Annotated in this window: 21 protein-coding genes, 1 pseudogene and 1 riboswitch; of the genes and pseudogenes, 9 read left to right on the top strand and 13 right to left on the bottom strand. The window is 38.9% G+C overall.

What is annotated here, in order from left to right:
• The first annotated feature begins 190 nt into the window (after positions 1 to 190).
• Entirely contained in the window at positions 191 to 1,591 is a 1,401-nt protein-coding gene (locus AC3ISB_RS04550) for a sigma-54 interaction domain-containing protein (protein WP_377413126.1), read from the top strand.
• A 59-nt stretch (positions 1,592 to 1,650) separates the two neighbouring features.
• On the opposite strand, the gene cobT is transcribed toward AC3ISB_RS04550, so the two are convergent.
• From cobT to AC3ISB_RS04530, 4 genes are all read right to left on the bottom strand, one after another.
• Positions 1,651 to 2,697: a nicotinate-nucleotide--dimethylbenzimidazole phosphoribosyltransferase gene (cobT, locus tag AC3ISB_RS04545; protein ID WP_489275658.1), complete on the bottom strand. Its 1,047-nt coding sequence runs from the start codon at positions 2,695 to 2,697 to the stop codon at positions 1,651 to 1,653.
• Positions 2,698 to 2,810: 113 nt separating this feature from the next.
• Complete coding sequence (gene lepB / locus AC3ISB_RS04540) at positions 2,811 to 3,356, bottom strand: signal peptidase I (protein ID WP_141993014.1); 546 nt, start codon at positions 3,354 to 3,356, stop codon at positions 2,811 to 2,813.
• Positions 3,357 to 3,647: 291 nt separating this feature from the next.
• Positions 3,648 to 4,355, bottom strand: a complete 708-nt coding sequence (locus tag AC3ISB_RS04535; protein ID WP_098373368.1) for a nitroreductase family protein — start codon at positions 4,353 to 4,355, stop codon at positions 3,648 to 3,650.
• 114 nt (positions 4,356 to 4,469) lie between these two features.
• Positions 4,470 to 4,886, bottom strand: a complete 417-nt coding sequence (locus AC3ISB_RS04530; RefSeq protein ID WP_076367661.1) for an RrF2 family transcriptional regulator — start codon at positions 4,884 to 4,886, stop codon at positions 4,470 to 4,472.
• Positions 4,887 to 5,160: 274 nt separating this feature from the next.
• Here AC3ISB_RS04530 and AC3ISB_RS04525 point away from each other — a divergent pair, with 274 nt between their 5' ends.
• Together AC3ISB_RS04525 and AC3ISB_RS04520 are read left to right on the top strand one after the other, a co-directional pair.
• On the top strand, positions 5,161 to 6,114 hold the full coding sequence (locus AC3ISB_RS04525; protein WP_480340081.1) for a bile acid:sodium symporter family protein: 954 nt from the start codon (positions 5,161 to 5,163) through the stop codon (positions 6,112 to 6,114).
• A gap of 118 nt (positions 6,115 to 6,232) precedes the next feature.
• Positions 6,233 to 6,778: an NADPH-dependent FMN reductase gene (locus tag AC3ISB_RS04520; RefSeq protein WP_096340244.1), complete on the top strand. Its 546-nt coding sequence runs from the start codon at positions 6,233 to 6,235 to the stop codon at positions 6,776 to 6,778.
• 79 nt (positions 6,779 to 6,857) lie between these two features.
• On the opposite strand, the gene AC3ISB_RS04515 is transcribed toward AC3ISB_RS04520, so the two are convergent.
• The 6 genes from AC3ISB_RS04515 to AC3ISB_RS04490 form a co-directional block, all read right to left on the bottom strand.
• On the bottom strand, positions 6,858 to 7,643 hold the full coding sequence (locus tag AC3ISB_RS04515; protein WP_098373372.1) for a glucose 1-dehydrogenase: 786 nt from the start codon (positions 7,641 to 7,643) through the stop codon (positions 6,858 to 6,860).
• 15 nt (positions 7,644 to 7,658) lie between these two features.
• On the bottom strand, positions 7,659 to 8,513 hold the full coding sequence (locus AC3ISB_RS04510) for a RhaT/GlcU family sugar-proton symporter (RefSeq protein WP_141993017.1): 855 nt from the start codon (positions 8,511 to 8,513) through the stop codon (positions 7,659 to 7,661).
• Positions 8,514 to 9,016: 503 nt separating this feature from the next.
• Entirely contained in the window at positions 9,017 to 10,843 is a 1,827-nt protein-coding gene (locus AC3ISB_RS04505) for an APC family permease (RefSeq protein WP_098373375.1), read from the bottom strand.
• 138 nt (positions 10,844 to 10,981) lie between these two features.
• A riboswitch (cyclic di-AMP (ydaO/yuaA leader) is annotated at positions 10,982 to 11,126 on the bottom strand.
• A 364-nt stretch (positions 11,127 to 11,490) separates the two neighbouring features.
• Positions 11,491 to 11,946: a GtrA family protein gene (locus AC3ISB_RS04500; RefSeq protein WP_098373376.1), complete on the bottom strand. Its 456-nt coding sequence runs from the start codon at positions 11,944 to 11,946 to the stop codon at positions 11,491 to 11,493.
• Positions 11,906 to 12,928: a glycosyltransferase family 2 protein gene (locus tag AC3ISB_RS04495; RefSeq protein WP_098373377.1), complete on the bottom strand. Its 1,023-nt coding sequence runs from the start codon at positions 12,926 to 12,928 to the stop codon at positions 11,906 to 11,908. The genes AC3ISB_RS04500 and AC3ISB_RS04495 overlap by 41 nt, the downstream gene beginning before the upstream one ends.
• Before the next feature lie 15 nt (positions 12,929 to 12,943).
• The gene (locus tag AC3ISB_RS04490) at positions 12,944 to 14,614 is read right to left on the bottom strand and encodes a DUF6044 family protein (RefSeq protein ID WP_489275653.1); all 1,671 of its coding nucleotides are present in this window, start codon (positions 14,612 to 14,614) and stop codon (positions 12,944 to 12,946) included.
• Between the two features lie 171 nt (positions 14,615 to 14,785).
• On the opposite strand from AC3ISB_RS04490, the gene galU reads away from it, so the two are divergent.
• From galU to AC3ISB_RS04475, 3 genes are all read left to right on the top strand, one after another.
• Positions 14,786 to 15,646, top strand: a complete 861-nt coding sequence (galU, locus tag AC3ISB_RS04485) for a UTP--glucose-1-phosphate uridylyltransferase GalU (RefSeq protein WP_098373378.1) — start codon at positions 14,786 to 14,788, stop codon at positions 15,644 to 15,646.
• Between the two features lie 607 nt (positions 15,647 to 16,253).
• Positions 16,254 to 17,648 (top strand): cytochrome P450, encoded by a 1,395-nt coding sequence (locus AC3ISB_RS04480; protein WP_489275651.1) that lies wholly within the window; start codon positions 16,254 to 16,256, stop codon positions 17,646 to 17,648.
• A 99-nt stretch (positions 17,649 to 17,747) separates the two neighbouring features.
• Positions 17,748 to 17,921, top strand: coding sequence for a hypothetical protein (locus AC3ISB_RS04475; protein ID WP_480340024.1), 174 nt, complete (start codon positions 17,748 to 17,750; stop codon positions 17,919 to 17,921).
• A 136-nt stretch (positions 17,922 to 18,057) separates the two neighbouring features.
• Here AC3ISB_RS04475 and AC3ISB_RS04470 read toward each other — a convergent pair whose 3' ends face one another.
• Positions 18,058 to 18,294, bottom strand: coding sequence for a hypothetical protein (locus AC3ISB_RS04470; RefSeq protein ID WP_489275648.1), 237 nt, complete (start codon positions 18,292 to 18,294; stop codon positions 18,058 to 18,060).
• Between the two features lie 214 nt (positions 18,295 to 18,508).
• Between AC3ISB_RS04470 and AC3ISB_RS04465 the strand changes: the two genes are divergently transcribed.
• The 3 genes from AC3ISB_RS04465 (at position 18,509) to AC3ISB_RS04455 (ending at position 22,379) form a co-directional block, all read left to right on the top strand.
• The gene (locus AC3ISB_RS04465) at positions 18,509 to 19,840 is read left to right on the top strand and encodes an amino acid permease (RefSeq protein ID WP_098373399.1); all 1,332 of its coding nucleotides are present in this window, start codon (positions 18,509 to 18,511) and stop codon (positions 19,838 to 19,840) included.
• A 620-nt stretch (positions 19,841 to 20,460) separates the two neighbouring features.
• Positions 20,461 to 21,138 carry a FadR/GntR family transcriptional regulator gene (locus AC3ISB_RS04460; protein WP_489275646.1) on the top strand — a complete coding sequence of 226 codons (678 nt, stop codon included), beginning with the start codon at positions 20,461 to 20,463 and terminating at the stop codon, positions 21,136 to 21,138.
• Positions 21,139 to 21,152: 14 nt separating this feature from the next.
• Positions 21,153 to 22,379, top strand: coding sequence for a CynX/NimT family MFS transporter (locus tag AC3ISB_RS04455; RefSeq protein ID WP_098373383.1), 1,227 nt, complete (start codon positions 21,153 to 21,155; stop codon positions 22,377 to 22,379).
• Between the two features lie 586 nt (positions 22,380 to 22,965).
• Here AC3ISB_RS04455 and AC3ISB_RS04450 read toward each other — a convergent pair.
• Together AC3ISB_RS04450 and AC3ISB_RS04445 are read right to left on the bottom strand one after the other, a co-directional pair.
• Positions 22,966 to 24,462: a BglG family transcription antiterminator gene (locus AC3ISB_RS04450; protein ID WP_179891181.1), complete on the bottom strand. Its 1,497-nt coding sequence runs from the start codon at positions 24,460 to 24,462 to the stop codon at positions 22,966 to 22,968.
• 1,028 nt (positions 24,463 to 25,490) lie between these two features.
• A pseudogene (locus AC3ISB_RS04445) lies at positions 25,491 to 25,673 on the bottom strand (hypothetical protein); the annotation flags it as partial.
• Positions 25,674 to 25,767 lie beyond the last annotated feature (94 nt).

The following is a 25,767-nucleotide window of genomic DNA, read 5'->3' as shown; positions in this document are numbered from 1 at the left end:
TACTTAAGGTGGGTTCGCTACTCTATTACTCTAGTTTTAGCTTTGATGAATGAAGTGAGTGAGACTATCTCAGGCAGGGTTCTTATAAAAAATGATTCAATTCCAAATCGAAATTTCTGAAATTTCTTGATTCCACCTCTATTTTTGATTTATATTTGAATCACAGGAACAGTGGATAAGGGGGAAAATGATGAGTGATAACAATGTCAAAAGAGTTTTGGAATGCATCATCAACACATCCAATAATAATATTACCGTGACCGATGAAAAAGGATTCATTTTATTCACGAATCCTAACCATTGGTGGATATATGGAATCGAACCAGAACATTATCTTGGAAAATCCGTTTACCAGCTCGAAACGGAAGGAATCCTTTCACCTTCGATTTCCGCGATGGTATTGAAAGAGAAAACACCTGTCCAGATCATGCAGCATACGAAGACGGGAAAAATCGTCATGTCTACTGCCTATCCCATCTTTGATGAAGATGGTGAATTGATTCGTGTCGTCAGCTATGCCCAAGATCAAACTGAAATCAGGAACCTCCAGGATCAGTACGGTCAATTGGAGAAAAAGATTCAAGAATACCAATCGGAGGTCGAGGAACTTAGGGAACAGGAGGAGCTGATCTATCGCAGCAAGGAAATGCGGCAAATCGCCAAAACGATACACCGTGTTTCCAAAACGGATGCGACAGTCATGCTTCTTGGTGAATCCGGTGTAGGGAAGAGCGTATTCGCCCGCAGGCTGCACAATCAGAGTTACCGCAGCAAAGAGCCCTTCATCGAAGTCAACTGCAGTACCATCCCAGAAAGTCTTTTTGAATCTGAAATGTTTGGGTATGAAGCGGGATCCTTCACCGGAGCGCAGAAGCAGGGGAAACAAGGGCTAGTAGAACAAGCAGATAACGGAACCTTATTTCTGGATGAAATCGGTGAGCTTCCGCTGGATATGCAAGTGAAATTATTAAATGTCCTGCAAGAGAAGACTTTTAAAAGGGTGGGCGGAAAAAAAGAGCATAAGATAGATTTTCGGCTTGTAACGGCAACCAATCAAAACCTTGAAGAAATGGTGGAAAAGGGAACATTCAGGCTCGATTTGTATTATCGCTTAAATGTGATTCCCATCCAAATACCGCCATTACGAGAAAGAAAGGATGATATTGCCATCTTAATCAATCATAATCTCGAAATCATCAACAAGAAATACAAGTCAGATAAGAAATTGCACCCTTCCACTTACGAAATACTGATTCAGCATAAATGGTCAGGAAACGTGCGTGAATTGGAAAACCTGATTGAACGGCTCATTTTGACCTCGGAAGACTCCATAATTTTCCCTGGCTTTCTCCCCTCCCATTTCCATGGACAAGAATCTTTTGAGAAAATAGATGATACCCTAATGATTGACGATATGATGGTTGATGATAGTGATCTCAATACCGCCCTCGAGCAAGTGGAAAAATGGATGATGATGAAAGCGAGTAAAAAATGTAAGTCCACATATGAAATGGCTAAATTCTTAGGGATCAGCCAGCCTTCCGTCGTCAGGAAAATGAAGAAATATAAAGGTCATCTGCCCATTAAGTAAAAGGGAACTGAAAGAAACCATAAAAATAGGAGACCATCGCAATGAAGGTCTCCTATTTCTTACTTATTTGACACGCCTGCAGATTCAAATGTTGCCATTTCTTTAATGACCAATGTCGCTGCCTTAAGGATGGGGTATGACAGGGCAGCCCCTGTTCCTTCCCCGATTCTCATTCCCACATCGAGGATCGGCTCCTTGCCAAGCAGTTCTATGGCCGTTCTATGACCAGGTTCTGCAGATCGATGTCCAACAAACATATAATCAGCTGCACGTCCGGAAATCAGGTTTGCCAATACAGCAGCCGTGGTTGTAATGAAACCATCAACAAGAATGGGTATACGGTTATTCGCTGCAGAAAGCATGGCCCCTGCCATACCTGCAATTTCGAACCCGCCGATTTTCATCAAAATATTGATTGGATCATCAGGATTAGGATTTCTTAATGAAATCGCTTCTTCAATTATTCTTCGCTTATGTAAAATGCCTTCTGACTTCAATCCTGTTCCCTGCCCCACTAGTGATTCGACGCTTTTCCCGCTTACGATGGAGATGATGGCGGTACTGGAAGTCGTATTTCCGATTCCCATTTCACCAAGAATCAGGCAGTTCGCACCACGGGCAATCATTTTCTGTGCACGGTCATATCCAATTTCAAGCGCTTGAATTACTTCTTCCTTTGTCATCGCCTCTTCCTTATAAAAGTTTCTAGTTCCATTGCGGACTTTTCTCGAAGTTAACCCTGCTGCTTCGATATCTGCATCGATCCCTATATCGACAATGTCCAAGTAAGCATCTATCGCGCGGCTTAATACATTGATGGCAGCACCGTCATTCAGGAAATTAAGTGCCATTTGTTCCGTCACTTCTTTTGGATAAGCCGAAATACCTTCTTCCGTAATTCCATGGTCGGCCGCAAACACGATCACCCCCGGTTTCGAAATGTCCGGATATGCCTCTCCTGTCATCTTGGCCAGTTCGATTATCCATTCTTCAAGCCTTCCTAAGCTTCCCTGAGGAACGGTCAGTGAATCAACATGTCCTTTAACCTGCCGTCCCATTTCTTCATCCAGCATCGGGATGGAGATGGCAGCTAACCCATTCGTCATTTGTATACCCCCCACAATCCAAAATGAAAAACCTTAACCACAGGAAAAGGTTCTTATCCATCATCTGCTATAAATACAACTTAGTCTATATAATTATCCTCTTGGCTTTCTATTTACTTCGGCACTCCCATTTCATTTAATGGGTAGATACGAAATTTCACTTTGCCCATTAGTGATTTTTCAGAAATAAAACCAAATCTTCTTCCATCCCAACTATTCCTTCGATTATCCCCCATGACAAATAAATGACCGGCAGGTACCCTGGATTTCCCAAGTAAATCACTCAAGGTAAAATTCTCCGTCAGATTTTCTTCAGGTGGAATTTCCCCTTTTTTTATTTTCAAATATGGTTCTGTATACTTTTTCCCATTGATATATAAGATATCATCTTTCATTTCAACGCTGTCACCTGGTAAACCGATCACCCTTTTTATATAATTCTCTTCCGCGTCCGGAGCATAAAATACGACCATATCGAAGCGCTCCGGCTTTCCGATTTTAGCTACCACTATCCGGTCATCATTTTCATAAGTCGGCTCCATTGATTCACCTTTTACTGTAACTGGTGTAAATAAAAACTGTTGGCAAATGAACACGATCATTAAAGCGAATAAGATAGATTTCAACCACGAGAACACTTCACTTTTCATATTCTTCATAAGGACTCCCTCCAATCCATTGTGAACGGCTAAATCAACGATAATTGCTGTATTTTTGGCTGGCGCGCCAAAAACAATTCTTTAGCACTGTTTATCCCTTATGCTTAAGTTTGCCGTCGGTGATTTTTAGAAGAGATATTCCAAAAGAAATATCTGGAAAAATTGTAACATATCCTTTTATCGCTTGCGAGAATAATCATTTTTAATAAAAGGAGTAGAGAGCAAATCATGAAAAAAAGGATAGCGAGTTTTAGCTATCCTTTTAACATAGTACAAATATTGTTCCAAAACTTAGTATTTATTCCAAGTTAGTACAGCATCAAGTGGCAAACGGACTTTTTCAAAGCCTGCTTTAGTTCCTTTTCCAATGGAAATTAACATGACAGGTTTGAAGTTTTCCGGTACATTGAATGCATCCACAAATTTGGCTTCATCGAACCCACCCATTGGGACTGTATCGTATCCTTTTGCTTTTGCAGCTAACATGATCTGCATGGAAACCAAGCCACCGTCAATCATGGCTACACTTAAAGCCTTTTCAGCGGAAAAGTTGCCGTAATTATGCAGAATAGAGGCTACATATGGCTCTTTGATTTCATTCTTCATGATCCCTTTATTGACTAATTCACCATAAATCTTCTCTGCATTTTTGTAACCTTCTATATCAGCTAAAACGGCAATGACAGCAGATGCATCGACGACTTGTTGTTGGTTATTGGCGATTGGGAGCAATTCTTGTTGGGTTTGCTTATCTTGAATCACAAGGAATCTCCATGGCTGTAAGTTGGAAGAAGACGGTGCTTGAATCGCAATATCCAGGATTTCGCGAATTTCCTCTTCAGTCATCACGTATTCAGCATCGTACTGGCGAACAGATCTCCGTTCTTTTGCTACCGTAATGAAGTCCGTATCATTAAGGACTTTGGGCTTTTCAAGCGGTATATTCAATTCTTTCGATTTATTTAGGTACTCTTCTTTACTCATTATATTTTTTGTCATTTATAATGACCTCCATTTAACTGTAATTAATACAGGAACAGTATATAACGCATACTGTTCTTTTGTCAAATACAGTTTAAGAAAAACGAAACCATGTCAGTTTCGTTTTTCACATTAAGATTTCGAAAGTAAATCAGCAATCGTTTTCTGCTCCAAGCCTTGTATAATCCAGCTCTCCATCTCGTTTTTTAAACCGCATAAAGCTTCGCGTGAAGATGGTTGAAAGCATTTCTTATCATTCACATCAAGAAAGCCCTTTGAAAAAGGTTCGGATTTAATTGCAGCGTATATATCTGCAAGAATGATTTGTTCGGGATTTTTGGCAAGTGAATATCCCCCATCCCTGCCTTCCTTTGCTTGAATCAGCCCTGCCTTCACTAAATTACTTAATATTTTTCTAAGAAAGCCGGACTCCGAATCAAGCTTATCAGCCAATTTATTACTATTGCATAATCCATCATGATCAGCAAGAACAAGCAGGGCTTGTACTGCAAGACTAAACCACATTATACTGGAAACCTTTTCTGACATTTCTTTCACCTCTCCCCTCTACTTTAAACTATTTTTCGATGAATATACAACGTTGCATCGAACAAACCTGCCAAAATCTCTTTTTAATGAACACAACCGGGAAAACCCTTTTTGGAACGATGAATCCCTCACCAAATCTATCCTTCCAATACATGCTTTTCATCATTTTAAAAAAATACAAAAAAATAAATAGACAAATTACTTGTCTTACAAATTATTTCTTTAGGAATATGGTAAACTTACTTAATAGAATAGCTCAGGAAGTGAATGAATGATGCTGAAATCAATAAATGAACAAATGGATAAAATCATGCCTCTCATCACACCGTTAAGCGTGGTGATTGGGGTACTATTGGCCGAACATCTAATGGATTACACTTTTCTTGTTCCATGGATATTCGCCTTCATAACATTCTCCGGAAGTTTAGGCTCCAACTTTAAATCTTTGCAACAGGCTGTCACCCACCCTTTACCTGTTTTCATAGTATTGCTCATCCTTCATATGCTCATGCCTATTTGGGCTTTTGGTCTCGGCCACTTAGTGTTTCATGGTGATGCCTTCACAATTACCGGCCTAGTCCTGGCTGTAGTGATACCAACCGGTGTCACCAGTATGATCTGGGTATCCATTTATAATGGGAATGCCATACTTGCCCTAACCATTATCTTGATCGACACCCTACTCTCACCATTCATCGTTCCTTACAGTGTTTCCCTTTTTGGAGGCGGTTCGATCGAAATGGATTTGGGGTCGATTGTGAAAGGATTAATCGGAATGGTCGTTCTTCCCTCCATGCTTGCCTTGTTCTTGAATCAGGCTACAAAAGGGAAAATACAATCTACACTTTCCCCCCGCTTAGCTCCATTTTCCAAGATAAGCGTTGGAATCGTAGTCATATTGAACAGTTCAAAAATCGCTCCTTACTTAACCCATTTCGATAAGAAATTAATGATCATGGCCTTCCTGGTTTTGTTCATAGCTGCTTCAGGGTATGCCCTTTCTTGGATGGTCGGTGCATATTTAAGATGGGAAAAGGAGGATATCATCACCTTGACATTTACAGGGGGGATGCGGAACATCAGTGCTGGAGCCGTTCTTGCAACCGCCTATTTCCCTGCTGCCGTCGCTGTTCCCGTTGTACTTGGCATGCTATTTCAACAAATGCTTGCCTCCTTTTTTGGCTATGTCATGGAAAAGCATTTTCACCGTGGTATGAATGAAGGGTGATCCGCAGAATGATTATTTCTCAAGCATCCTTTTTCCCTTTCATTTATATTCCAATTATAATAGGTAAGTGGAACATATTTACATGATTATCCATTACAAATCCTTGGAGGTATTGAAGATGAAAGTTGTTGCAATAGTGGGAAGTATTCGTAAAGAGTCTTACAACCTTAAGCTAGCAAAATATATTCAAACTAGATATCAAGATCGGTTTGATCTCGAAATCTTGAACATTCGGGATTTACCTTTTTATGATCAAGATATTGAAAATGACCCTCCATTAGTTGTAAAAGAATTTAAAAGCAAAGTGGCCGAAGCAGATGCAGTCTTGTGGGTAACACCTGAATACAATGGTACGATTCCAGGCGTATTGGGCAATGCAATCGATTGGTTATCACGTGTCGATAAAGTCTTGATCGGCAAACCTTCATGGATCATGGGTGCGTCAATGGGGCAATTAGGAACGGTTAAAGCTCAATTGCATTTGCGTGAGATCCTATTCGCATTAGGCATCTCCTCCCCGCTCCTTCCCGGAAATGAAGTATATGTTGGTGCAGTGCATGACAAAATCGATAACGAAGGCAGGCTTACACATGAGTCGACTGTCCAGTTTATCGATACGGTCGTCGATAACTTCATTAGCTGGTATAATCATCACACTCGTTAATGCTTTTTTAACAAGAATCCCAGCAGGAATGATCCTGCTGGGATTCTTGTTGCATCATAAAAGAGGAATTAAACTAAATTCATCCTCTTCCCGCTTGGAATGCGGGGTATTTTGTCATTCCTCCGTCAGCGAATAGAGTGATGCCCGTTACATAACTGGATTCTGAAGATGCCAGCCATGCAGCAACCGCAGCAATTTCTTCAGGCTTTCCGATATACCCCATCGGAATCATGCTTTCAAGATCTTTTTTCTTTTCGGGATCTTCAAGCTTGTCGGCATTTATTGGCGTGGCGATGGCTCCAGGACCAATGCTGTTCACACGGATCCCTTTTGGTGCATATTCAAGAGCCAGGGTTTCCGTAAGCAGCTTCACCCCGCCCTTGCTTGCCGCATAGTGAACGAATAAAGGCCAGGGAATCATCTCATGTACACTGGACATGTTTATAACATTCCCTTTAATATCGTTCTCGATAAAATACTTGATAGCTTCACGGCAGCCTAGGAAATTTCCTGTTAGGTTGGTATTGATTACCCTATTCCAGTCGCTTAACGGCATCTCGTGAGATGGAACCGGATTTTCAATTCCTGCATTATTGATGAATATATCGAGTTTCCCGAAATTCTTTATCGCTGATTGAACAAGGTTAATGACATCTTCTTCAATGGTGACATCGCCTTTTACTGCAATGGCTTCCCCACCATTTGTTTTGATTTCTTCCATTACACTATCTGCTTCCTCTAATTTAGTACGATAATTAACCACGACCTTTGCCTTTTCCTTAGCAAAGCGAATGGCCATCGCTTCTCCTAAACCAGTGGATGAACCCGTTATAACAACGACCTTACCTTCTAAATCTGTATACATTTAATCACCCTCCAATTAACTTTTTGCCAACCCGAGCATAATCCCAGCTATGATGATCAAGATTATTCCAATTACAATTCCAATTAGTTGGCGCTTCGTTTTCTTTTCACGTAAAATGATTATCCCGCCAATAGTTGAGATGACTATGCCCATTTGCGAAAGGGAAAAACTAGTAGCCACTCCCACACGGGGCTGGGATATGAATAAAAACATGTTCCCTGCAGCCCATATCAATCCCGGAATGATATTGCGAATCGTATATTTGTTAAACGGTTTATGTTTAAAAGTCAATAACAGACCGCCTAGCACCATCCCTATCGCTTGAGGGAACAACGCTGACCACCCGTCAACGTCAAAAAGACGGGCTACGACCACATAAACCAAATAACCGAATGTCGAGATGAGGAGAATAACAATTCCTTTCTTCAAGTTTCCCGACTTGCCCTCTTTCGATTCTTTATCTTCCAAGGAGGTCAAGACGATTCCTATAATAATGAAGACTAAAGCCAAAACGCCTAAAATAATCGCTTTCATTGTAGACCATTCATTAAAAACTATGACCCCGAATAAGGTGGTTGAAATGAGCTGCAATCCTGTTGATATTGGCATGGTTTTGGAAACTCCCATTAAATCAATGCTCTTAAGCTGATTAGCTTGTCCAACAGCCCAAAACAATCCAGATACGACTCCGACTCCAAACACCAGGAGTGACAATTTAATATCTGCGAAAATATAAACACCAATTGAAAAAATCAAGGCGCCAATCGTTGTACCTAGTGTTTGACTATAGGGTCCACCCCCGAGTTTCACATTAAATAAAACGATGCTTCCCCAGAATAATGCCGGCAAGAGAGCTAATAATATATCCATTTACAACCCCCATATATGTAAGTTCAAACTAAGCAGTAAATTTCATTTTGTCTTCTTAATATGTTCGCATTATTTGAATTGACCCTTGGTAATTTTATGAAGTGTTTCCCCTAAAGTAGTGTTCAACACAAAAAGGGCTGCAGACGCAGCCCTTTTTAATGATACTGATTGATGCTAGCCACCATGTTGATGATGTTGCATGTCCATTTCCGAATCATCAGCGACTTTGAAATAATCACTTTCCCAAACAGCTGTCGTACGGATAATGATGATGGAGAAAGTTTTATATTAACATTAATTAAAGCTTTAAAAGAGGAAGTATCCCCACATCTTACTGCAAATCCTTTTTATTGTACGGGCTTCATAGTTACTGTGAATTTATGAGTTGGTAATGAATGTTCATACTCAAATATCGGCAGCGTAAGTTACTGCTGTCTTTTTTAAAAAGATTATAAAAAAAGCAAACCTTATGTAGGTTTGCTTCTTTTCTTAGATAATGAAACTTACTTCTTCAAATGATATGGCACAGTCGTAACAACCACATTTCTTCTATAAAGTAAGTAGGCGCGAATCAGTAAACTTGATTGGTTATGAAGTATATTGTGCCAGCCCTTCTTTGGAATGAATTGGGGGATGATCACCGTAACTTTATAATTGGCTTCACTAGCCTTATGTTCAACCGTATCCACAAATTTAGTTAGTGGCTGAATGATACTTCTGTAATAAGAATTCAGTGTAACGAGTCTTACATCTGGTTGCCATTTTTTCCATTTTTCCACGAATTTCTTTTCATCTTCTCTTTCAAAAGCAACATATACGGCAATAACCTGATTTGCTGATAGAGATTTTGCATAATTTAAAGAGTTCTCAACCACGTGAGTTATACCCGCCACGGGTACAATGATGATATTTCCTTCAATTGGTAAAATCGGCTCACATGTTGTAATCCTTAGTTGGTCACCAACTGCTTCATAATGCTTTCTAATTCGATGAAAAATTAAAATGATGATAGGTAAAAAAATCAAAACAGGCCAAACCTGAGTAAATTTGGTTAAAAAGAATATCATCGTGACGATAAAGCTAATCATGGCACCAATTGAATTAATGGTTAATTTCATCATCCAGCCTTTTGGCTTTTCGCGAATCCATTTAACAATCATCCCGGTCTGGGACAACGTAAATGGAATGAATACCCCTACCGCATAAAGCGGAATGAGATTTTCTGTATGTCCTTCAAATGCGACTATTAAGATGATCGATGCAAGTCCCAGTATGATAATTCCATTAGAATACCCTAATCGGTCCCCTCTTATCGTAAACGCCCGTGGAATGAATTTATCCTTCGCAAGATTTACCGCAAGCAGAGGGAAAGCCGAATAGCCAGTATTGGCTGCCAGTATCAAGATCAATGCAGTCGTACCTTGAATGAAGAAATACATGAAATTCCGTCCAAAGATCTCTTCAGCAATCTGGGAGACGACCGTTACCTCCGCGCTTGGAACAATGCTTAAATAATAGGCCAAGTATACGATTCCCGAAAATAATACTGCTAGTAAGGAACCCATGGCTATTAAAGTTTTCGCAGCATTATTCGGGGCTGGATCTTTAAAGTTCGGGATTGCATTGGAAATCGCTTCGACTCCTGTCAATGCGGAGCTTCCTGATGCGAATGCTCTTAGCAGTATAAATAAACTGATGCCCGCTACCGGAGTCCCGATGGACGTGTGCAATTCCGGTGAAACCCCACCCGTCAAAATCTTGTAAATCCCGACACCAATCAAGATGAACAATGCTAAAACGAATAGGTACACCGGATAGGCCAAAACAGAGGCCGACTCCGTAACCCCCCGAAGGTTCAGGATTGTAAGCAGAATGACGAAAATGATGGCTATGATGACATTATATGAATGCAGGCCAGGAAAAGCGGACGTGATGGCATCCGTACCTGCAGAAACACTTACAGCGACAGTTAATATATAATCCACCAATAAGGATCCTCCAGCTATCAACCCTGGATTGACACCTAAATTGTTTTTTGAAACCACATAGGCCCCCCCGCCATGTGGATAAGCGAAAATTATTTGTCTATAGGACAAAATCAAAGCAGTTAACAGGATCAATACCCCAATCGCGATAGGGATGGAATACCAGAATGCCGCAGCACCGACCGTGATAAGGACGATTAATATTTGCTCCGGTCCATAAGCAACCGAAGACAAAGCATCAGAAGATAAAATCGCCAAAGCCTTTGTTTTGTTAAGCTTTTGTTCACCAAGTGCATTTGATTTTAAAGGTCTCCCAATCAAGAACCTCTTTATAGAAGATAACATCAAGAATTCACCACCATATTTAATTTATAAGTTTATGTTACCCAGCTGTAGCAAAAAACAAGACGAAATAGAAAAATGCCTACAAGTCATAGCTAAATAGACCTGTAGACATTAATTTTTTTGTCTAACAAGCTCCACCTTCCTTCTCATATAACGCTTACGAGGTTAGCTGTCGGATTCGGACCTAAGAGTAGCCCTACCTTGAAAGGATTCACCCCTTGGATTGTAGTAACAATCCCAATAACGGGTCCCCCGCACCATAAGGTTTAAGCGATTTAGAAATATGAAACTGTTGATTATCATACTCCCGTGAAATGAAAAAGTAAATGAAAATTTTGCACATTAATAGAATAATCTTTGTAGGTGTAGTTTTGTTCTTGACGTATATAACATAAGTCATGCAAACACATGGTTCGAAGGGAGGAAAGAAGGTAAGTAAACGTCTAAAAAGAAAAAAATCAAGGAGTCAATGAACAAAAGATGGTCAGAAAAAGGAAAAAATGATCGCCACATGGAGATCGTGAAGGACGAATAGTAACAATCTGCCCCCAGCTTGAATCATTAAACTTGCATTGATTTTCGCTTTTCGCTTTTCGATTCCCCTTTATTCGTACAACCGGGGGCATTATCCCACTGATCCACCCTAATTAGTTCCTTCCTTCTTGAATTGGTCTCAAATTGCTTTTTTTAAAGACAAAATATTTCTGGCCAATATAGTTAAGAACTGTGTAAAAAATTGCTCCTATCAGCACAGCCACATTTTGTTGAATGGGTAAATGAACGGATCCTTCCATTGATTCTGCAATAGCTTGGCCTAAAGAATATGCGGCGGAATAACAAATCAGGATGACGCAAAAGAAACGTGCAACTCCTCTCCGCCATTCTATATCGCTTTTAAAGGTAAAAGTTCTGTTCAAAAGAAAACTCGTTACAGCTCCCGTACCATTACCGATAAAGGTGGAGACCCAGTAAGAGAATTCAAGAACATTCATGAGAAAAAGCATGATGGAAAGTCCAAGCGCTGTATTGACTATCCCAACCAATAAAAAGCGGATAAAGGAGTTAGTGTGTTTTAGATAGTTTTTCAATACTGTTCCGTTCATTGTCTAGTTGCTCCCGTTTTTTTAAATCGAGCGGATTAAATAGATCCAGATCAACTATATATTTAGGCCGGCGTTTGGATTCATTATAGATTTTACCGATATATTCCCCAATCAAGCCGACAGCAATCAACTGTAGTCCACCGATCAACCATATGGAGGTGATTAATGAGGTCCATCCAGTTTCGGTCTGCCCATAAAACTTTAACCATAAAAAGTAAGACCCAAAGAGTAAGCTAATGAAAAAGGAAAGACATCCTAGCCATAATACAAGCCGAATCGGTGTAACTGAAAAGGAAGTAATGCCATCAAGCGCAAAAGCAACCATCTTCTTAAATGGATATTTCGTTTCCCCAGCCAATCTTTCTTTTCGGTCATAATAAACAGAGTCCGTCTTAAACCCAATGAGCGGTACGATCCCCCGTAAAAAAAGATTCGTTTCATCAAATCGTTCCAACTCCGCGATCGCCCTCTTACTCATTAGCCGGAAATCGGCATGATTATAGACAAGGTTAACCCCCATCTTGTTCATCATTTTATAAAAACCAGTTGCAGATGTTCGTTTAAAAAATGAATCAAGATCCCTTTTCTGGCGGACACCGTATACAATTTCACACCCTTCATTGAATTTTCGAATGAATTCAGGGATGACTTGAATATCATCCTGTAAATCTGCATCAATGGAAATCACACAATCCGAGGCTTCTTTGGCTGTAAACAATCCTGCCAGAAGTGCATTTTGATGTCCTGCATTCCGGGAAAGCTTTAGTCCACGAACAAGTTCATTATTAATCGTTTCCTTATAAATGATCTTCCATGTTTGATCTTTACTTCCATCATCAACCAATAGGATTTTACTTTGACCAGAAACAACGTTTTCTTCGACTAACCCCCTCACCAATCCACAAAGTTGGGTAATGGTATCCTGCAATACGCTTTCTTCGTTATAACAAGGTACAACAATCGTTAGTATCGGTGAATTCACTCTATTCCCCCCTTTTCACATGACTCTGTATAAATAAATTTTCCACACGCTTCCTTTTTTCGTGAAAATCCTATCTAGTACCAATCCGTTTTCCTTCGCGTTCTTGATTGGTAGGGCAGAAAATATATACTTGCCACCTAATCCTTTAAACGCATCCATATTAAGGTCTAAATTTTTCAGCTCTTTCTTCGAGCTTTTCTTGAACATATAATGCTTCCCAAGCTCATCGGTAAATAGGTAACAACGTCCTCCCCATTCATCAAAGTAGATTCTGATGTTTTTATTCTTAGCCAATTCGTTTTCAATTATTTGACGAAATTGATGTTTGTAAGTAAGCGGATAGAAATTGTTATAGCTATCTAGCGTGTAAAATCCATTAAATTGAGCAATTGCGGGATGCAGCCCAATGCTGGCAACACGATATTCTTCCTGCGGAAGGTCAATATGATCTTTTATTTCCTGAAAAAGGCTTTCTGAATAGAACTCTTTAAAAGAAGGTTTTTTATTATGAGTGATTTCTTCATTGAAACCCATTAAGACAATAATTTGAACGGCGATGAAAATAGAAAGGGTTTTCTTAGCATAATCGCTGTGTTCCCAAATGATTTTTACCGCGAGGGCAAACCCCACGTATATTACCATCGGCCTTAAAAAGTGAAATCTTGCAAAATTAAAGGTATCCAGAGTGTGAAACCTTTCCGTTAAAGGAAGCCAGCCTTTATAAAACCAAAATGCGTACCATGCTGAGAGGATAAAATTCAAGCAAAATAAAAAAACATATACCTTTTCCTGTCTCCACAGTTTTTTGGTCAGAATAATATAAAGGGCAAAGATGGTAATCGGCAGGATGATAAGCGCATGTACAGTCATGACATGCGTATGGCCAAGAACGAAATTTTTGAATGTAAGCTTAATGACCCAATCGAGGGGCAGCCTTGCGTGAAAATATTCATCTCTGCTGTTTGGCTCCGAATCAAAAATGAATGAAGCGACCAAACGATACTCCACCATTCCAAAAATGACGGTCATATACACGATTGAAAGAAGAAACGTTATATTCCACCCTTTTCTCCTGATCACATCCGTTAGCCATAGAAACCCCATTGCAACAAGGAAAAAGAAAAAGCCAAGCACGATGCTTGAATAAAGCGGTAAAAGTGTAAGGACCAAATAATTCTTCCAAGAATGGTCCTTGCTGCGAATATTCAAAAAAGCCCAAAGTGCAAGCGGCATCCCAAGTGTACTGAGCATTCCCGATGGCCAAAATGGGGTAAGGGCAAAGGCTAAGGATGTTCCAACCCTAATCCAGCCTGATCGGCTTCCTGTAATCAAATGTTTCTTTAATAGGATATACATACCAAAGAATGCAATAAACCTTGTTAATGCCTGGCTTATTGCATATGCAACCATTGTCGGAAAAAGAGCATAAAGCCACACGATAATACTGAACTCACTGCCAAAAGCATTTCGGGGCAGCCCATTCATAATCTGGGGAACTTTGGCGTCTATTGCACCGAATAACTCACCGCTTTCTGAAAGGACTTTATACCAGGCAAGGTTGGAATCCAAATTATCATGTACGCGAATATGCGCATTTTCCCCAAGGATGAATAAAGGAGAAAGATATAAAACAATGACGAGTAAGGCAAAAAGGATTTGAACTCTCTCTTGATTTTCAATTGGCAAAATATACACCTCTTGACCAAATTCATATATCCATAATATTTGCTTCAAAGGTAAATCTATTCTATTTCAGGGATTTATTTTAACCTATTTTGAAATAGGTCAACCAATGACCACATAAAATGAAGGGTAGAACAAAAAGCATATTAAAGAACCTTAAAAAGGGGCTGGGCTATGATAAAGAAAGCGGTGATTCCAGCAGCCGGTTTAGGAACACGATTTTTACCTGCCACGAAAGCTCAACCAAAGGAAATGCTGCCGATTGTCGATAAGCCGACCATTCAATATATTATCGAGGAAGCGGTACAATCAGGGATTACAGATATTATCATCGTTACGGGTAAAAACAAACGTGCTATTGAAGATCATTTCGATAAATCAATTGAACTTGAAATGCTTCTGCAAATGAAAGGTCAAAATGATCTGCTTAACATCGTGGAGAACATTTCCAACATGGTGGATATCCACTATGTAAGACAAAAGGAACCTTTAGGTCTGGGGCATGCGGTTTTATGTGCCAAAACTTTTATCGGAGACGAACCTTTTGCCGTCCTGTTAGGGGATGATATCGTGGATAGCCAGGTTCCAGCTTTGAAGCAGTTAATGGAACAGTATAACAAGGTTCGTACGAGTATTATCGGATGTAAGGAAGTGTCACCTGCAGATGTCTCCAAGTATGGGATCGTAAATTTCCAAGAACGATATGAGGATTTATTTCTGGTAAGAAACTTGGTGGAAAAGCCAAAAGTGGAGGATGCACCATCAACACAGGCGATTATTGGCCGATATATTTTATCACCTGCGATTTTTGAAATCCTTGAAACCGTACAGCCCGATCGGAAGGGGGAGATCCAGCTTACCGAAGCTTTAGACCTTTTGTTAGAAAAGGAACCATTATACTCGTATATCATCGAAGGAAATCGATATGACGTCGGCGATAAATTCGGCTTCCTCCAAGCTTCATTAGATTTCGCCATGAAACGACCTGAACTTCGTGATCAGCTAATAACATATTTAAGGCAGCTGTTCCCTTAATGAAATTAATATACCCCCGCCCAATTACCTAGAGGTGATTGGGCTATTTCGGGTTCACGCCTTTGGTTGTAAAATGATCCACTAACATATCCCTTACCATAATCTCTAAGCAAAATATAACTGTTTATTATAAACGCTTCCGTGAAATGTAAAAGCAAGTGAAAATGTTCGACATAGAAAGAATAATTTTTAATCAGGGAGGTTATGTTGATAACGTATCCTTCATTATTGATCCTAACGACGATTTCCAGAAAGGGCTGTTGAAAAACACATGCACAAAAAAACTAATACTCCAATAATATCCGATGATTTTTTAGATCAAGTGGTTAAGGAAATCAATGCACAATTTGGCGGGCCCATTAATGAAAAAAATGATCGTTTCCTGCATGGGGACGATCAAGAAAGAACTTGAATCCCACATCATTAATCCAAAGCGTTCATGAAAGACTCTGGCTCTATTCATCCAGAGTTTTTTTTGCTAACTTATGAAACTTTATTTTCCCCATAGAAATATTTCCCCTTTCTATAACAACTTGTCCAAACCGTTTTAGCTTATCCTCATAGAATGATTACATGTAATTATTTTATAGAAAGGGGAAAAACTACATTGAGCCACGCTGATGATGTCTACCGCACTTCTCCAAAGGTTCCAAAAGGAAGGCTGATTTCCGGACATACAAAGGAGTTTCAAACTGATCCCATTGGCTTTCTGACCCGATTGGCCAAGGAATATGGGGAAGTCGCTAAATTCCGTTTTGGACCATTCCATAATGTTTATCACATTTTAAATCCTGATTTAATAAAACAAATACTCGTAACAAAACAAAAATCCTTCGTCAAATCCAAGGACTTCAATGTTTTAAAACCGCTTGTCGGTGAAGGTCTACTTACAAGCGAAAAAGACTTTCATATGCGACAGAGAAGGCTTATCCAACCCTCTTTCAAAAAGACTCATATTAGCCAATACGCCCAGGATATGATTGATACCACAATGGATTATATATCAACTTGGCAACATGATGATGAACGGATTATAACGAAGGATATGATGAACATCACTCTCGGGATAGTCAGCAAGACCATGTTCAGCATGGAATTCAAGGGTGGGTATGAAATTGTTGGAAAACCGCTGGAAACCGCATTAAGAATAACAGTCAAAAGGATGAGAAAGATTTTTCGTATGCCATTATGGGTACCGACTAAAATCAACCGTAAATATAAAAAGGCGATACAAAGGCTTGATAAAGTGATTTACGGCATAATTGAAAAACGGAAGAACGACACAGTAAAACATGAAGACATGCTTGGAATCCTGATAGACGCCCGTGATGACAAAGACGGATTGGGTATGACAAGCCGTCAGGTCCGTGATGAATTAATGACTATTTTTCTTGCCGGTCATGAAACGACAGCAACTGCTCTTTCCTGGGCACTGTATGAAATTTCGAAACACCCAGAAGTTCAATCCAAGCTTTTCAGTGAAGTGAATAGCATTATCGGTCACCGGACACCCAAGGCTGAAGATTTCATGAAATTACCATACACTCAAAATATCATTCATGAAACACTTCGCGTTTATCCGCCATCGTATATTTTATCCCGTGATGTGGCGGAGGATGTCGTAATAGGAGGATATCGCTTCAAAAAAGGCGATATGATTCTAATAAGTTCTTACGTGATGCAGCATAATCCAGAGTATTTTGATCAACCTGAATCATTTATTCCAGAGCGATTTGAAAATAACTTTTTGAAAAGCCTGCCTGCGTTCGCTTACTTTCCATTTGGCGGAGGACCTCGGGTTTGTATTGGCAATCATTTTGCCATGATGGAAGCGGTGCTTGTCCTGGCCTGCATTGCAAAGCGGTATAGGATAAAGCTTGCTCCTGACCATCATGAAGTAACCCCCCTTCCGGCCCTTACACTCAGACCAAAGAATGGACTGCGCATGGTGATAGAAGAAAGGGATGCAGAAGCCTTCGACCCTGGAGCATCCAATTTTTGAAGTATTATGAAAGATCTCAAATAAAAATAACGTTCATATTGGTTCGATTAACTCCTATAACAGGCTGGCCTATTCTTTTTAGAAAGGAGGGATGAAAATATGTATATGCTCCATTCACCACAGAATGGAATCATCCACACTGAATTGCACTATTTAGGGATGGCCTCGCAGGTATATACCGGTTTTTTGGAATTTATAAGTGAAATTGAACCGATACAAGAAACGGAAAACCTACAGCCGGCCCCTATTCTCTTTTTATATGAGAACGGATAGTCTCGTTAGATTTTCCTATATTGAAGAAAACCGACCTTGAAAGTAACCGGTTCTGATACCTGTCTCAAACGATTTATTAGTTCTAAAAAATGTATGTTATTATGTACTACTATTTGCACCGAGTTTTGCGGTGATTTTAGTATATTTCAATAAAAAAAGCACAGTTATTTAAACTGTGCTCTTCTTTTGAAAAAGCCTTCTTAGTTGCTGCTTTCAAAACCATATCATCATCGCTGACCATACGCCACTTGTCCGTTTTTATCATCTGCTTAGTTAATAACAACTGTGCCATCGTCGTATAAGTATGGTTAACGTGTAACCCATCTACATACCCAAAAAAATCACCTATCAGTTTGCTTTTCGTTTGATTCATTTCATAAATTCCAAATATTTTTAGATAATAAAGACTACTCCTTCTTTTCTGATTAGGAGTCTATTCCAATTCACCTGCCTAAATTGACATTTTTCCGATTCATGATATATTAATATAGTTACTTTAGTACGGAAAAGCGTTCAATAATAGAAGAACTTTTTAGTTTTATTTATAGACTATTTTATTAAAATAATGAATGAAAGGCATGAATAAAATGGAGCAGACTCATCAAGATTTAAAAAAGGGCCTATTGCCGCGGCATGTCCAGTTCATTGCTTTAGCAGGAATGATAGGAACAGGGATTTTTAAGGGGAGTTCCGATACATTAAATATGGCAGGTCCAAGTGTTGTAATAGCCTATATAATTGGGGGGCTGTTGTTATTTATTGTAATGGCCGCATTAGGAGAGATGGCAACCGCTTTTCCTAATTTGAACGTACAACATCTCATTAATAAAGCTTTTGGGTTTCAACTATCCTTCATAGTCGGATGGCTCTATTGGTTTAATTGGATTATCGTAATCATTGTAGAAATAGTCGCTGCCGGCAGTTTTCTACAATATTGGTTTCCTACAGTGCCATTATGGCTGTTAAGCATACTTTGCGCTTCGGTAATTATAGGAATTAATTTATTTCAAGTAAAATACTATGGAGAACTCGAATTTTGGTTTGCGGGAATTAAAATAATAACCCTAATTGCCTTTATTATTTTAGGAGCTTTGATCCTGCTAGGACTTTTTCCTAGTTCGGCTTCATTTTCTAATTACACGGAACATGGTGGTTTTTTCCCAAAAGGAATTGACGGAATGTTAAGTGCACTTTTAGTGGTAATGTTTTCATATGGGGGCGCAGAATTAATTGGTGTAGCCGTCACGGAAACAAAAGATAGTCAGCGGGTCATACCAAAAATAATTAAAGGAACAGTATGGCGGGTGATTCTTTTCTATGTCTTGCCGATACTTATTATTTGTGGGGTAATACCTTGGAACCAGGTAAGCACTGAAGTAAGTCCTTTCGTTCAGGTTTTCAGCTTATCGGGTCTTCCCGGAGCAGCCGATATTATGAATTTCGTTCTTTTAACCGCTGTGTTATCAGCTGCAAATTCAGGTATATACGCTACCTCAAGGACATTGTTCACTCTTTCCCAGAATGGGGAAGCGCCTAAGGCATTTTTAAAAACAACCAAAAAGGGTATCCCGCTTAATGGTATATTTTTAACTACATTATGTATATTGGCTGGTGTATTTTTATCCTATTTGACTCCCGACCTGATTTTAAGCTACCTTATGGCCATTCCTGGATTCACAGTTTTATTATTATGGATCAGCATTTGTTCCGCGCAATTGAAGCTGCGTAATCAATACACTGGTAAACCAGGTTTCCGGGTAAAATGGTACCCATATACAACTATATTAGCCATCACTGCTTTAAGCATTATCTTTTTGGCATTTATCTTTAATAAGCAAAACATCATTGGGACCACAGTTTGTCTTGTCACGTTAGCAATATTCATCCTTCTCTCTTTTATTGTCAAACGAAAAAAATAGAAATATTATAACCCCTCTTAATTTTAATAGAGGATTTGAGACTGTAGACAAACTCGATGAAAGTCGAGTTTGCCTACAGTCTTTTTAGTGCTAGAACAATTTGAACGTCGATTGGAACGTAGGGAACCCGGCGGTCCGGAAGCCTTCTTGGCGCCTTTGCACCTGCGGGGTCTCCCTTGCACTCGCTTTTCCCGCAGGAGTCTCGTACCTTCCGTTTCAATCACCTGAATGTTTTTTAAAACTATAGGCCAACTGGCGGTTCTTTAAATTTGTCTACAGTCTGGCGGTTCCATCAATAGAAATGGTCTCACCCCTAACCATGATTTTAAAACAAACTTGGGTTATGCCCTTTGGGATCAAACCCTCTTTGAATTGAAGAAATTTGCGACACCCCTGCCGAATAAAACTGGCTAGTCGAGACTCCACAGCCGCTTGCTTTGATGAGGATTGGCAGACAGTCGGCGGAAAGGGAGCGGATTTCTGAAATCAACTGCAACTTTTTTCTGAAGAATAAAACGGAAACAAATTTGGATTTAAAATACCCCGTTTGCTCCATTTTCAATATACATATGTTAAAATAACCAATGAACCAATCATCCTACAAATTAGAGGTGTGTATTTTGACCATATCCAAAACAAATCGCTTATCACTTGTAGAGCAAGTCGTTTCCCAAATCGAATCGTTAATCGAATCAGGTGAATGGAAAATTGGAAATCAAATCCCCCCTGAAATGGATTTGATCCAACAGTTCGATGTAAGCAGAAATACATTAAGAGAAGCTGTACGATCACTTGTTTATGCAGGTCTTTTAGTAACGAAACAAGGAAAAGGAACATTCGTAAGGTCATCAAGTGCCTTGGGGGCTGCATTTGAAAGAAGGATCCAGCAGTCAAGTATATTAGAAACGTTAGAGGTCCGTCATGCCCTTGAAAGAGAGGGAGCTCAGTTAGCGGCATTAAGACGTAATCAAGAAGATATAGATCGATTGCGGTTTCATATATCAGCATGCAGTAAAGCTGCCGGGGCAAAGGATATCAAGGCTTACGAAGAAGCCGATATACAGTTACATAAATCGATTATGGCCTCATCACATAATGATTTATTGATTGATTTGTACGAACATATGGAACACTCCCTGAATGAATCCATCCATCAGATAGTGGAGATGAGTTCTGATGTGAACTTTCATTTGAACATTCATTGCAATCTTGTAGATGCCATCATCGAACAAGATGCGAACCGGGCAATCGAAACAGTGAATGAATACATTGCACAATTCAAAAAATCTTTAGAGTAAGTAAGGAGAAGATTATGGGCATTAATCAAGCGGCAAATCAACTAGAACAAACAAAAATGGATATTAAACCCAAGGTTGGACTACTCATCATCGGAATCATTCTTCTTGGGGCAAATCTTAGGGCTCCCTTAACATCTGTTGGTCCCCTTGTCACTTCGATCCGCGATAACTTGGGGATATCCAATACATTATCAGGTTCATTAACGACATTGCCTCTGCTTTCTTTCGCTTTATTATCACCATTTGCACCTAGGATAGCACGGCGTTTTGGAATGGAGCTCACACTTTTCCTTTCCTTGATATTATTAACAATCGGGATTGGGGTACGCTCAGCTGGCGGAGTGCCGACATTGTTCATAGGGACCATTTTAATCGGGTTAGCCATTGCAATCGGCAATGTATTGTTACCCAGTCTGATTAAGCATAACTTTGCCAGGAATATCGGTTTGATGACAGGAACCTATGCTGTTTCCATGAATTTATGTGGCGCAATAGGTTCCGGGATCAGCATTCCCCTTGCTTCTTCATCGGGATTGGGATGGGCTGGTGCCCTTGGATGTTGGGGAATCTTATCACTTATTACAGTCTTCTTATGGATGCCGCAATTAAGACGGCCATTCAAGTCAGGTAAGGATGTACAAACAGCACAAAAGGATAAAAAGATTAACTTATGGCGTTCTGGATTAGCCTGGCAGATAACATTCTTCATGGGATTACAATCGTTTATTTTCTATACAGTAATTACCTGGATGCCGGAAATCCTGGAGCAAAAAGGCCTGAACGCTGATGAGGCCGGCTGGATGCTATCCATCATGCAGCTTGCCGTCATTCCCATAACATTCCTTGTGCCAATTTTAGCTGGCCGCCTACAAAGTCAGCGTCTATTAGTGGTCCCGCCTGTCGTCTTCCTTATCGCAGGGATATTCGGCATATTATATGGAAGCACTCTGTTCATACCAGTATGCATGATATTGATTGGAATTGGAGTCGGAACCGTATTCAGTTTATCCATGATGTTTTTTAGTCTCCGAACACAAAGCACCCATGAGGCGACGGAATTATCAGGAATGGCTCAATCATTCGGGTACCTCTTAGCTGCCATTGGACCAGTATTATTCGGATTGCTTCATGACATTACACATAGCTGGACAGTTCCCTTATTGATGTTGGCCGCAATATCGGCACTTATTTTCATTGTTGGAATGCGTGCAGGAAATAATGAATATGTAACTACTCAATAAAACCAGTCATTTCTGAGAAGATATAAAAGGTTAAACGGCTATGGCCCCGGTATTGTACCGGGGCCATTTTTCTTAGCAGCCACTGAGAGCAATACGACAGTTCTTGATCCGCCAAATCCTTAAGTGACTCCATCCCGAAAAGAGACCCTCCCATCAAGGTCACCCTGTGTTTATCCAAAATTAGCATGGTGGGTGAACTTAGATATTTAGACTATAGTTAGCGAAGTAAAAACATTGACCTGCTTCCGATCCCCAGTTTTGGAAACCGTGTTTTATAAGCTCCAAATGAAGGGAAATAGCCGATTTTAGAAGGCATCATTTCATATTTTAAAATTCAAGAGAATGATCTGTGGTTTAAATTGAGAAGTGAATGTATGGCGTTCTCGCTTTGGTCATTTCGGGGCTCCCTTATCTTTAGTAAATTATCAACCTTAAACTCTGTCAGATAAGTAATGCGTTTCACCTTCTCCTTTTGGAGAAAAAAGAAATGACCCAGGCTTAATGACGAGGTAGTTTATTAGCTGCATATTACTGCTCATTATCAGGGGGGTAAAATACAAAGTGAATAAATGCCTTAAGACTGGTCTCAATCAATGTCTTCTTCAAATGGATATAAAATATTAGGATTTAAACCATACCTATCAATGAAATTCTTTCGAGTGAACATCTTGATTTCTTTTAATTCGGAAGGAGTTGGAAACGAAGAAACTTTATATACAGGAATGTGTTCAATATTAATTAGCTGCCCTAAATCTGTGGTTATTAAGATATCAAACCCGTTTTTTCTAAAAAGTGAATCTATATCGGAAAAATCCATTACAAAAATATTTAGCTTGTTTCCGAAATGATGTTTTAATACCTCACGAATATAATCTTTCTCTACATATGAACGACAAATTAATGCAGTCTCTATAACCATTTGGTTTTGTTTTCTTAAAATTGAAGCTTGGACCAACATGAATATTTCCAATATTTCTATATTTTCAAAAGAAATAGTAAATTCATCTGATATACATTGTGCTATATCTTCAATAATTCCGAATAACAGATTATTTTCAAAATAAGGAACGAACTGTAAAATATTATTTATCCTTGTATCCGTTATTAACTGAAAGTCAAACGATATCCCACGAAGAGTTTGCGCAAATTCGTACATAAAAATATCATCCTGGGAAACATCCAACCCAATTTTCGTTGATAAATTACTTAAAAATTGACTTAGAGGCTTACCGCTATCCGAATTAATTTTGGAACGAATGTAACGAAGCTCTTGGGTACGATTTAAAGACATTTCTTCGCTCATTAGATATAAGGAAAAAAATAAAATTTCCCGAATCTGTTTCTCCCTATTTGGACATTTCACCATGAATTTGAATAGTTTCTTTGATATATCAAATGCTTTGGATTTTTCATTTTCATCTATAACAACTTTTGGGAATGTCACAAAACAATTGTGGGTTATTCGAATGTTAGAGATATGTAGGATTATCGCTAGTCTTTGAATGGCACCCATGTGTAAAGAGGTTGTATGTTCCTTCAATAGCTCCAGTAGAGTGTCTTGAAAATCCTTAAGATTAAAAGATGTAATAAAATCGTTTAAATTGCCTGACATATACTCTACATACTGCATGATGAATCGCCTTACCTTTTTTTCATCACCAACAATTTTAAACGGACTATTTGATAATTGAACTTCGGCATTTTTTAATACCTCTTCTATTTTCTCTAACTGTCGGTACACTGTGGAGCGACTGATATGCACTTTTTGAGTAATATACTTTATCGTCACTCCATTGTTAAAAAGAATTAATTCCAAGGTTTGAAAATAGGTATTTTCACTTTTCAGATGAAACCAAAGTTCTTCCAAGGTGCCGTGTTTAGGTTTCAATAATCTTACGCCCTGAACTTCATTCTTTTCGATTTTCCATTCAGGTGGAAGATTTGAACTCATATGTAATATATCCCGCCATAATGTGCTTTTCGAATAGCCTGTTTTTTTGGATAGTTCCGTTAAACTGCACCAGTTATCTTCATAAAACAAATGATACAGCAGTTTTGAATAACGATCATTAAATCGATTCATACAATCACCTTTAACTTTATTGATTTTCATATCTTCTTATTAAAACTATTAATATTCATGTTGAGTATTAATGCCTAACATTTATAATTTTCACACACTTTTTTTAAAATTAACAGAAAATACGCACTACTTACTACCCAAATTTACCATAATTTTATTCCAGTGACGTTTCATATGCGGTACGGGAAAATCAATTTTTGAAACTTATTTTTGAAGACATCGAATACTATCAACAAGCTTTGTATAGTTGTAAGGTTTAAAACGATAAATATAGTTAGTAATAAACCCCAAATTAGCAATGAGGCATTTCATTTTAGAAACAATTACTTTCGCAAGATCAATCGTTAAGCAATCATGGTTTTCTTTAAAGCTTTCATTTGTTCTTGACAAAAAAACACCTCATTCTTTTATAGAGGATTTGAAGAGAGCACACTTTAAAAGAATGCAGTGTTACTATTTTTTTTGAGCAACTCCTCAAAGGCAATGCCCTTGTAATGAATCCGAAGGAGAAGTTAAAAATTCATAGAAGTCTTCTATACTGAAGAGGAAGGACACATTTATTCATGGGTTTTATACATTCCCTAACAAGATTCAATAGAATATTGAAAGATAAATCGTCTTTTTATGTTGATGTTATAACCCCAAACATCACGGTGAAAAAAATATAACAAAGGAAAGAAAAAGACTGTCTAGAATTTCTCGACAGCCTGACCAACCTCCAGGCGGGTGTCTCAACTGCCATTCTATTCAACAACCGTCACTCATCAATTTCCATAATGTGACCCCTTTTGTGGATTCTCTACATAAGCGGGGGCAGTCTTTATCAAATGGGATATATGTGCTAATTCGAATTTCTCATGCTTAGCATCAAAGGAAAGAAGCTCGACTTTTAAATCATTTCTATAGATGTAAATAATTTTATATTCTCTTGATTTATAAATCACTTTATCACCTATCTTCATAAGCACGCTCATTTCTAATGTAGATTTAAAAAGGCTGCCAAAAATCAAAAGATGTTCAAGAGTTTTTTACCCAGGATCTTCCTTATCATAAATGATGGTATGCAGCTCTATCGCTTTTATATTTTCAACTAGTCTTTTTCTTGTAAGCTCAATCTCTCTGAAATTCAAACCATTTCGTTTATTGGATAAACATACTAGATTGTCGATATCTTGATAAATCTGTTTAAATGTAATTCTCATATTTTGGTTTGCCTCCTTTTCATTGTAAGGAAGGTTTCTTTTAAAGCGTGCTTTATTTCATCTGCTCAATGTAACAGCATTGAACAGTTCCTTTAATGAATTA

Source organism: Peribacillus sp. GL_122 (assembly GCF_057835005.1).
Note: the sequence above shows the minus strand (reverse complement) of the source record. Positions and strands in the feature narration are given on the sequence as shown.

Bases quoted from the DNA above. Each gene is read 5' to 3' on its own strand.
- AC3ISB_RS04550 (WP_377413126.1), top strand. From the start codon at position 191: ATGAGTGATAACAATGTCAAAAGAGTTTTGGAATGCATCATCAACACA.
- cobT (WP_489275658.1), bottom strand. From the start codon at position 2,697: ATGACGAATGGGTTAGCTGCCATCTCCATCCCGATGCTGGATGAAGAA.
- lepB (WP_141993014.1), bottom strand. From the start codon at position 3,356: ATGAAGAATATGAAAAGTGAAGTGTTCTCGTGGTTGAAATCTATCTTA.
- AC3ISB_RS04535 (WP_098373368.1), bottom strand. From the start codon at position 4,355: ATGACAAAAAATATAATGAGTAAAGAAGAGTACCTAAATAAATCGAAA.
- AC3ISB_RS04530 (WP_076367661.1), bottom strand. From the start codon at position 4,886: ATGTCAGAAAAGGTTTCCAGTATAATGTGGTTTAGTCTTGCAGTACAA.
- AC3ISB_RS04525 (WP_480340081.1), top strand. From the start codon at position 5,161: ATGCTGAAATCAATAAATGAACAAATGGATAAAATCATGCCTCTCATC.
- AC3ISB_RS04520 (WP_096340244.1), top strand. From the start codon at position 6,233: ATGAAAGTTGTTGCAATAGTGGGAAGTATTCGTAAAGAGTCTTACAAC.
- AC3ISB_RS04515 (WP_098373372.1), bottom strand. From the start codon at position 7,643: ATGTATACAGATTTAGAAGGTAAGGTCGTTGTTATAACGGGTTCATCC.
- AC3ISB_RS04510 (WP_141993017.1), bottom strand. From the start codon at position 8,513: ATGGATATATTATTAGCTCTCTTGCCGGCATTATTCTGGGGAAGCATC.
- AC3ISB_RS04505 (WP_098373375.1), bottom strand. From the start codon at position 10,843: ATGTTATCTTCTATAAAGAGGTTCTTGATTGGGAGACCTTTAAAATCA.
- AC3ISB_RS04500 (WP_098373376.1), bottom strand. From the start codon at position 11,946: ATGAACGGAACAGTATTGAAAAACTATCTAAAACACACTAACTCCTTT.
- galU (WP_098373378.1), top strand. From the start codon at position 14,786: ATGATAAAGAAAGCGGTGATTCCAGCAGCCGGTTTAGGAACACGATTT.
- AC3ISB_RS04475 (WP_480340024.1), top strand. From the start codon at position 17,748: ATGTATATGCTCCATTCACCACAGAATGGAATCATCCACACTGAATTG.
- AC3ISB_RS04470 (WP_489275648.1), bottom strand. From the start codon at position 18,294: ATGAATCAAACGAAAAGCAAACTGATAGGTGATTTTTTTGGGTATGTA.
- AC3ISB_RS04465 (WP_098373399.1), top strand. From the start codon at position 18,509: ATGGAGCAGACTCATCAAGATTTAAAAAAGGGCCTATTGCCGCGGCAT.
- AC3ISB_RS04455 (WP_098373383.1), top strand. From the start codon at position 21,153: ATGGGCATTAATCAAGCGGCAAATCAACTAGAACAAACAAAAATGGAT.
- AC3ISB_RS04450 (WP_179891181.1), bottom strand. From the start codon at position 24,462: ATGAATCGATTTAATGATCGTTATTCAAAACTGCTGTATCATTTGTTT.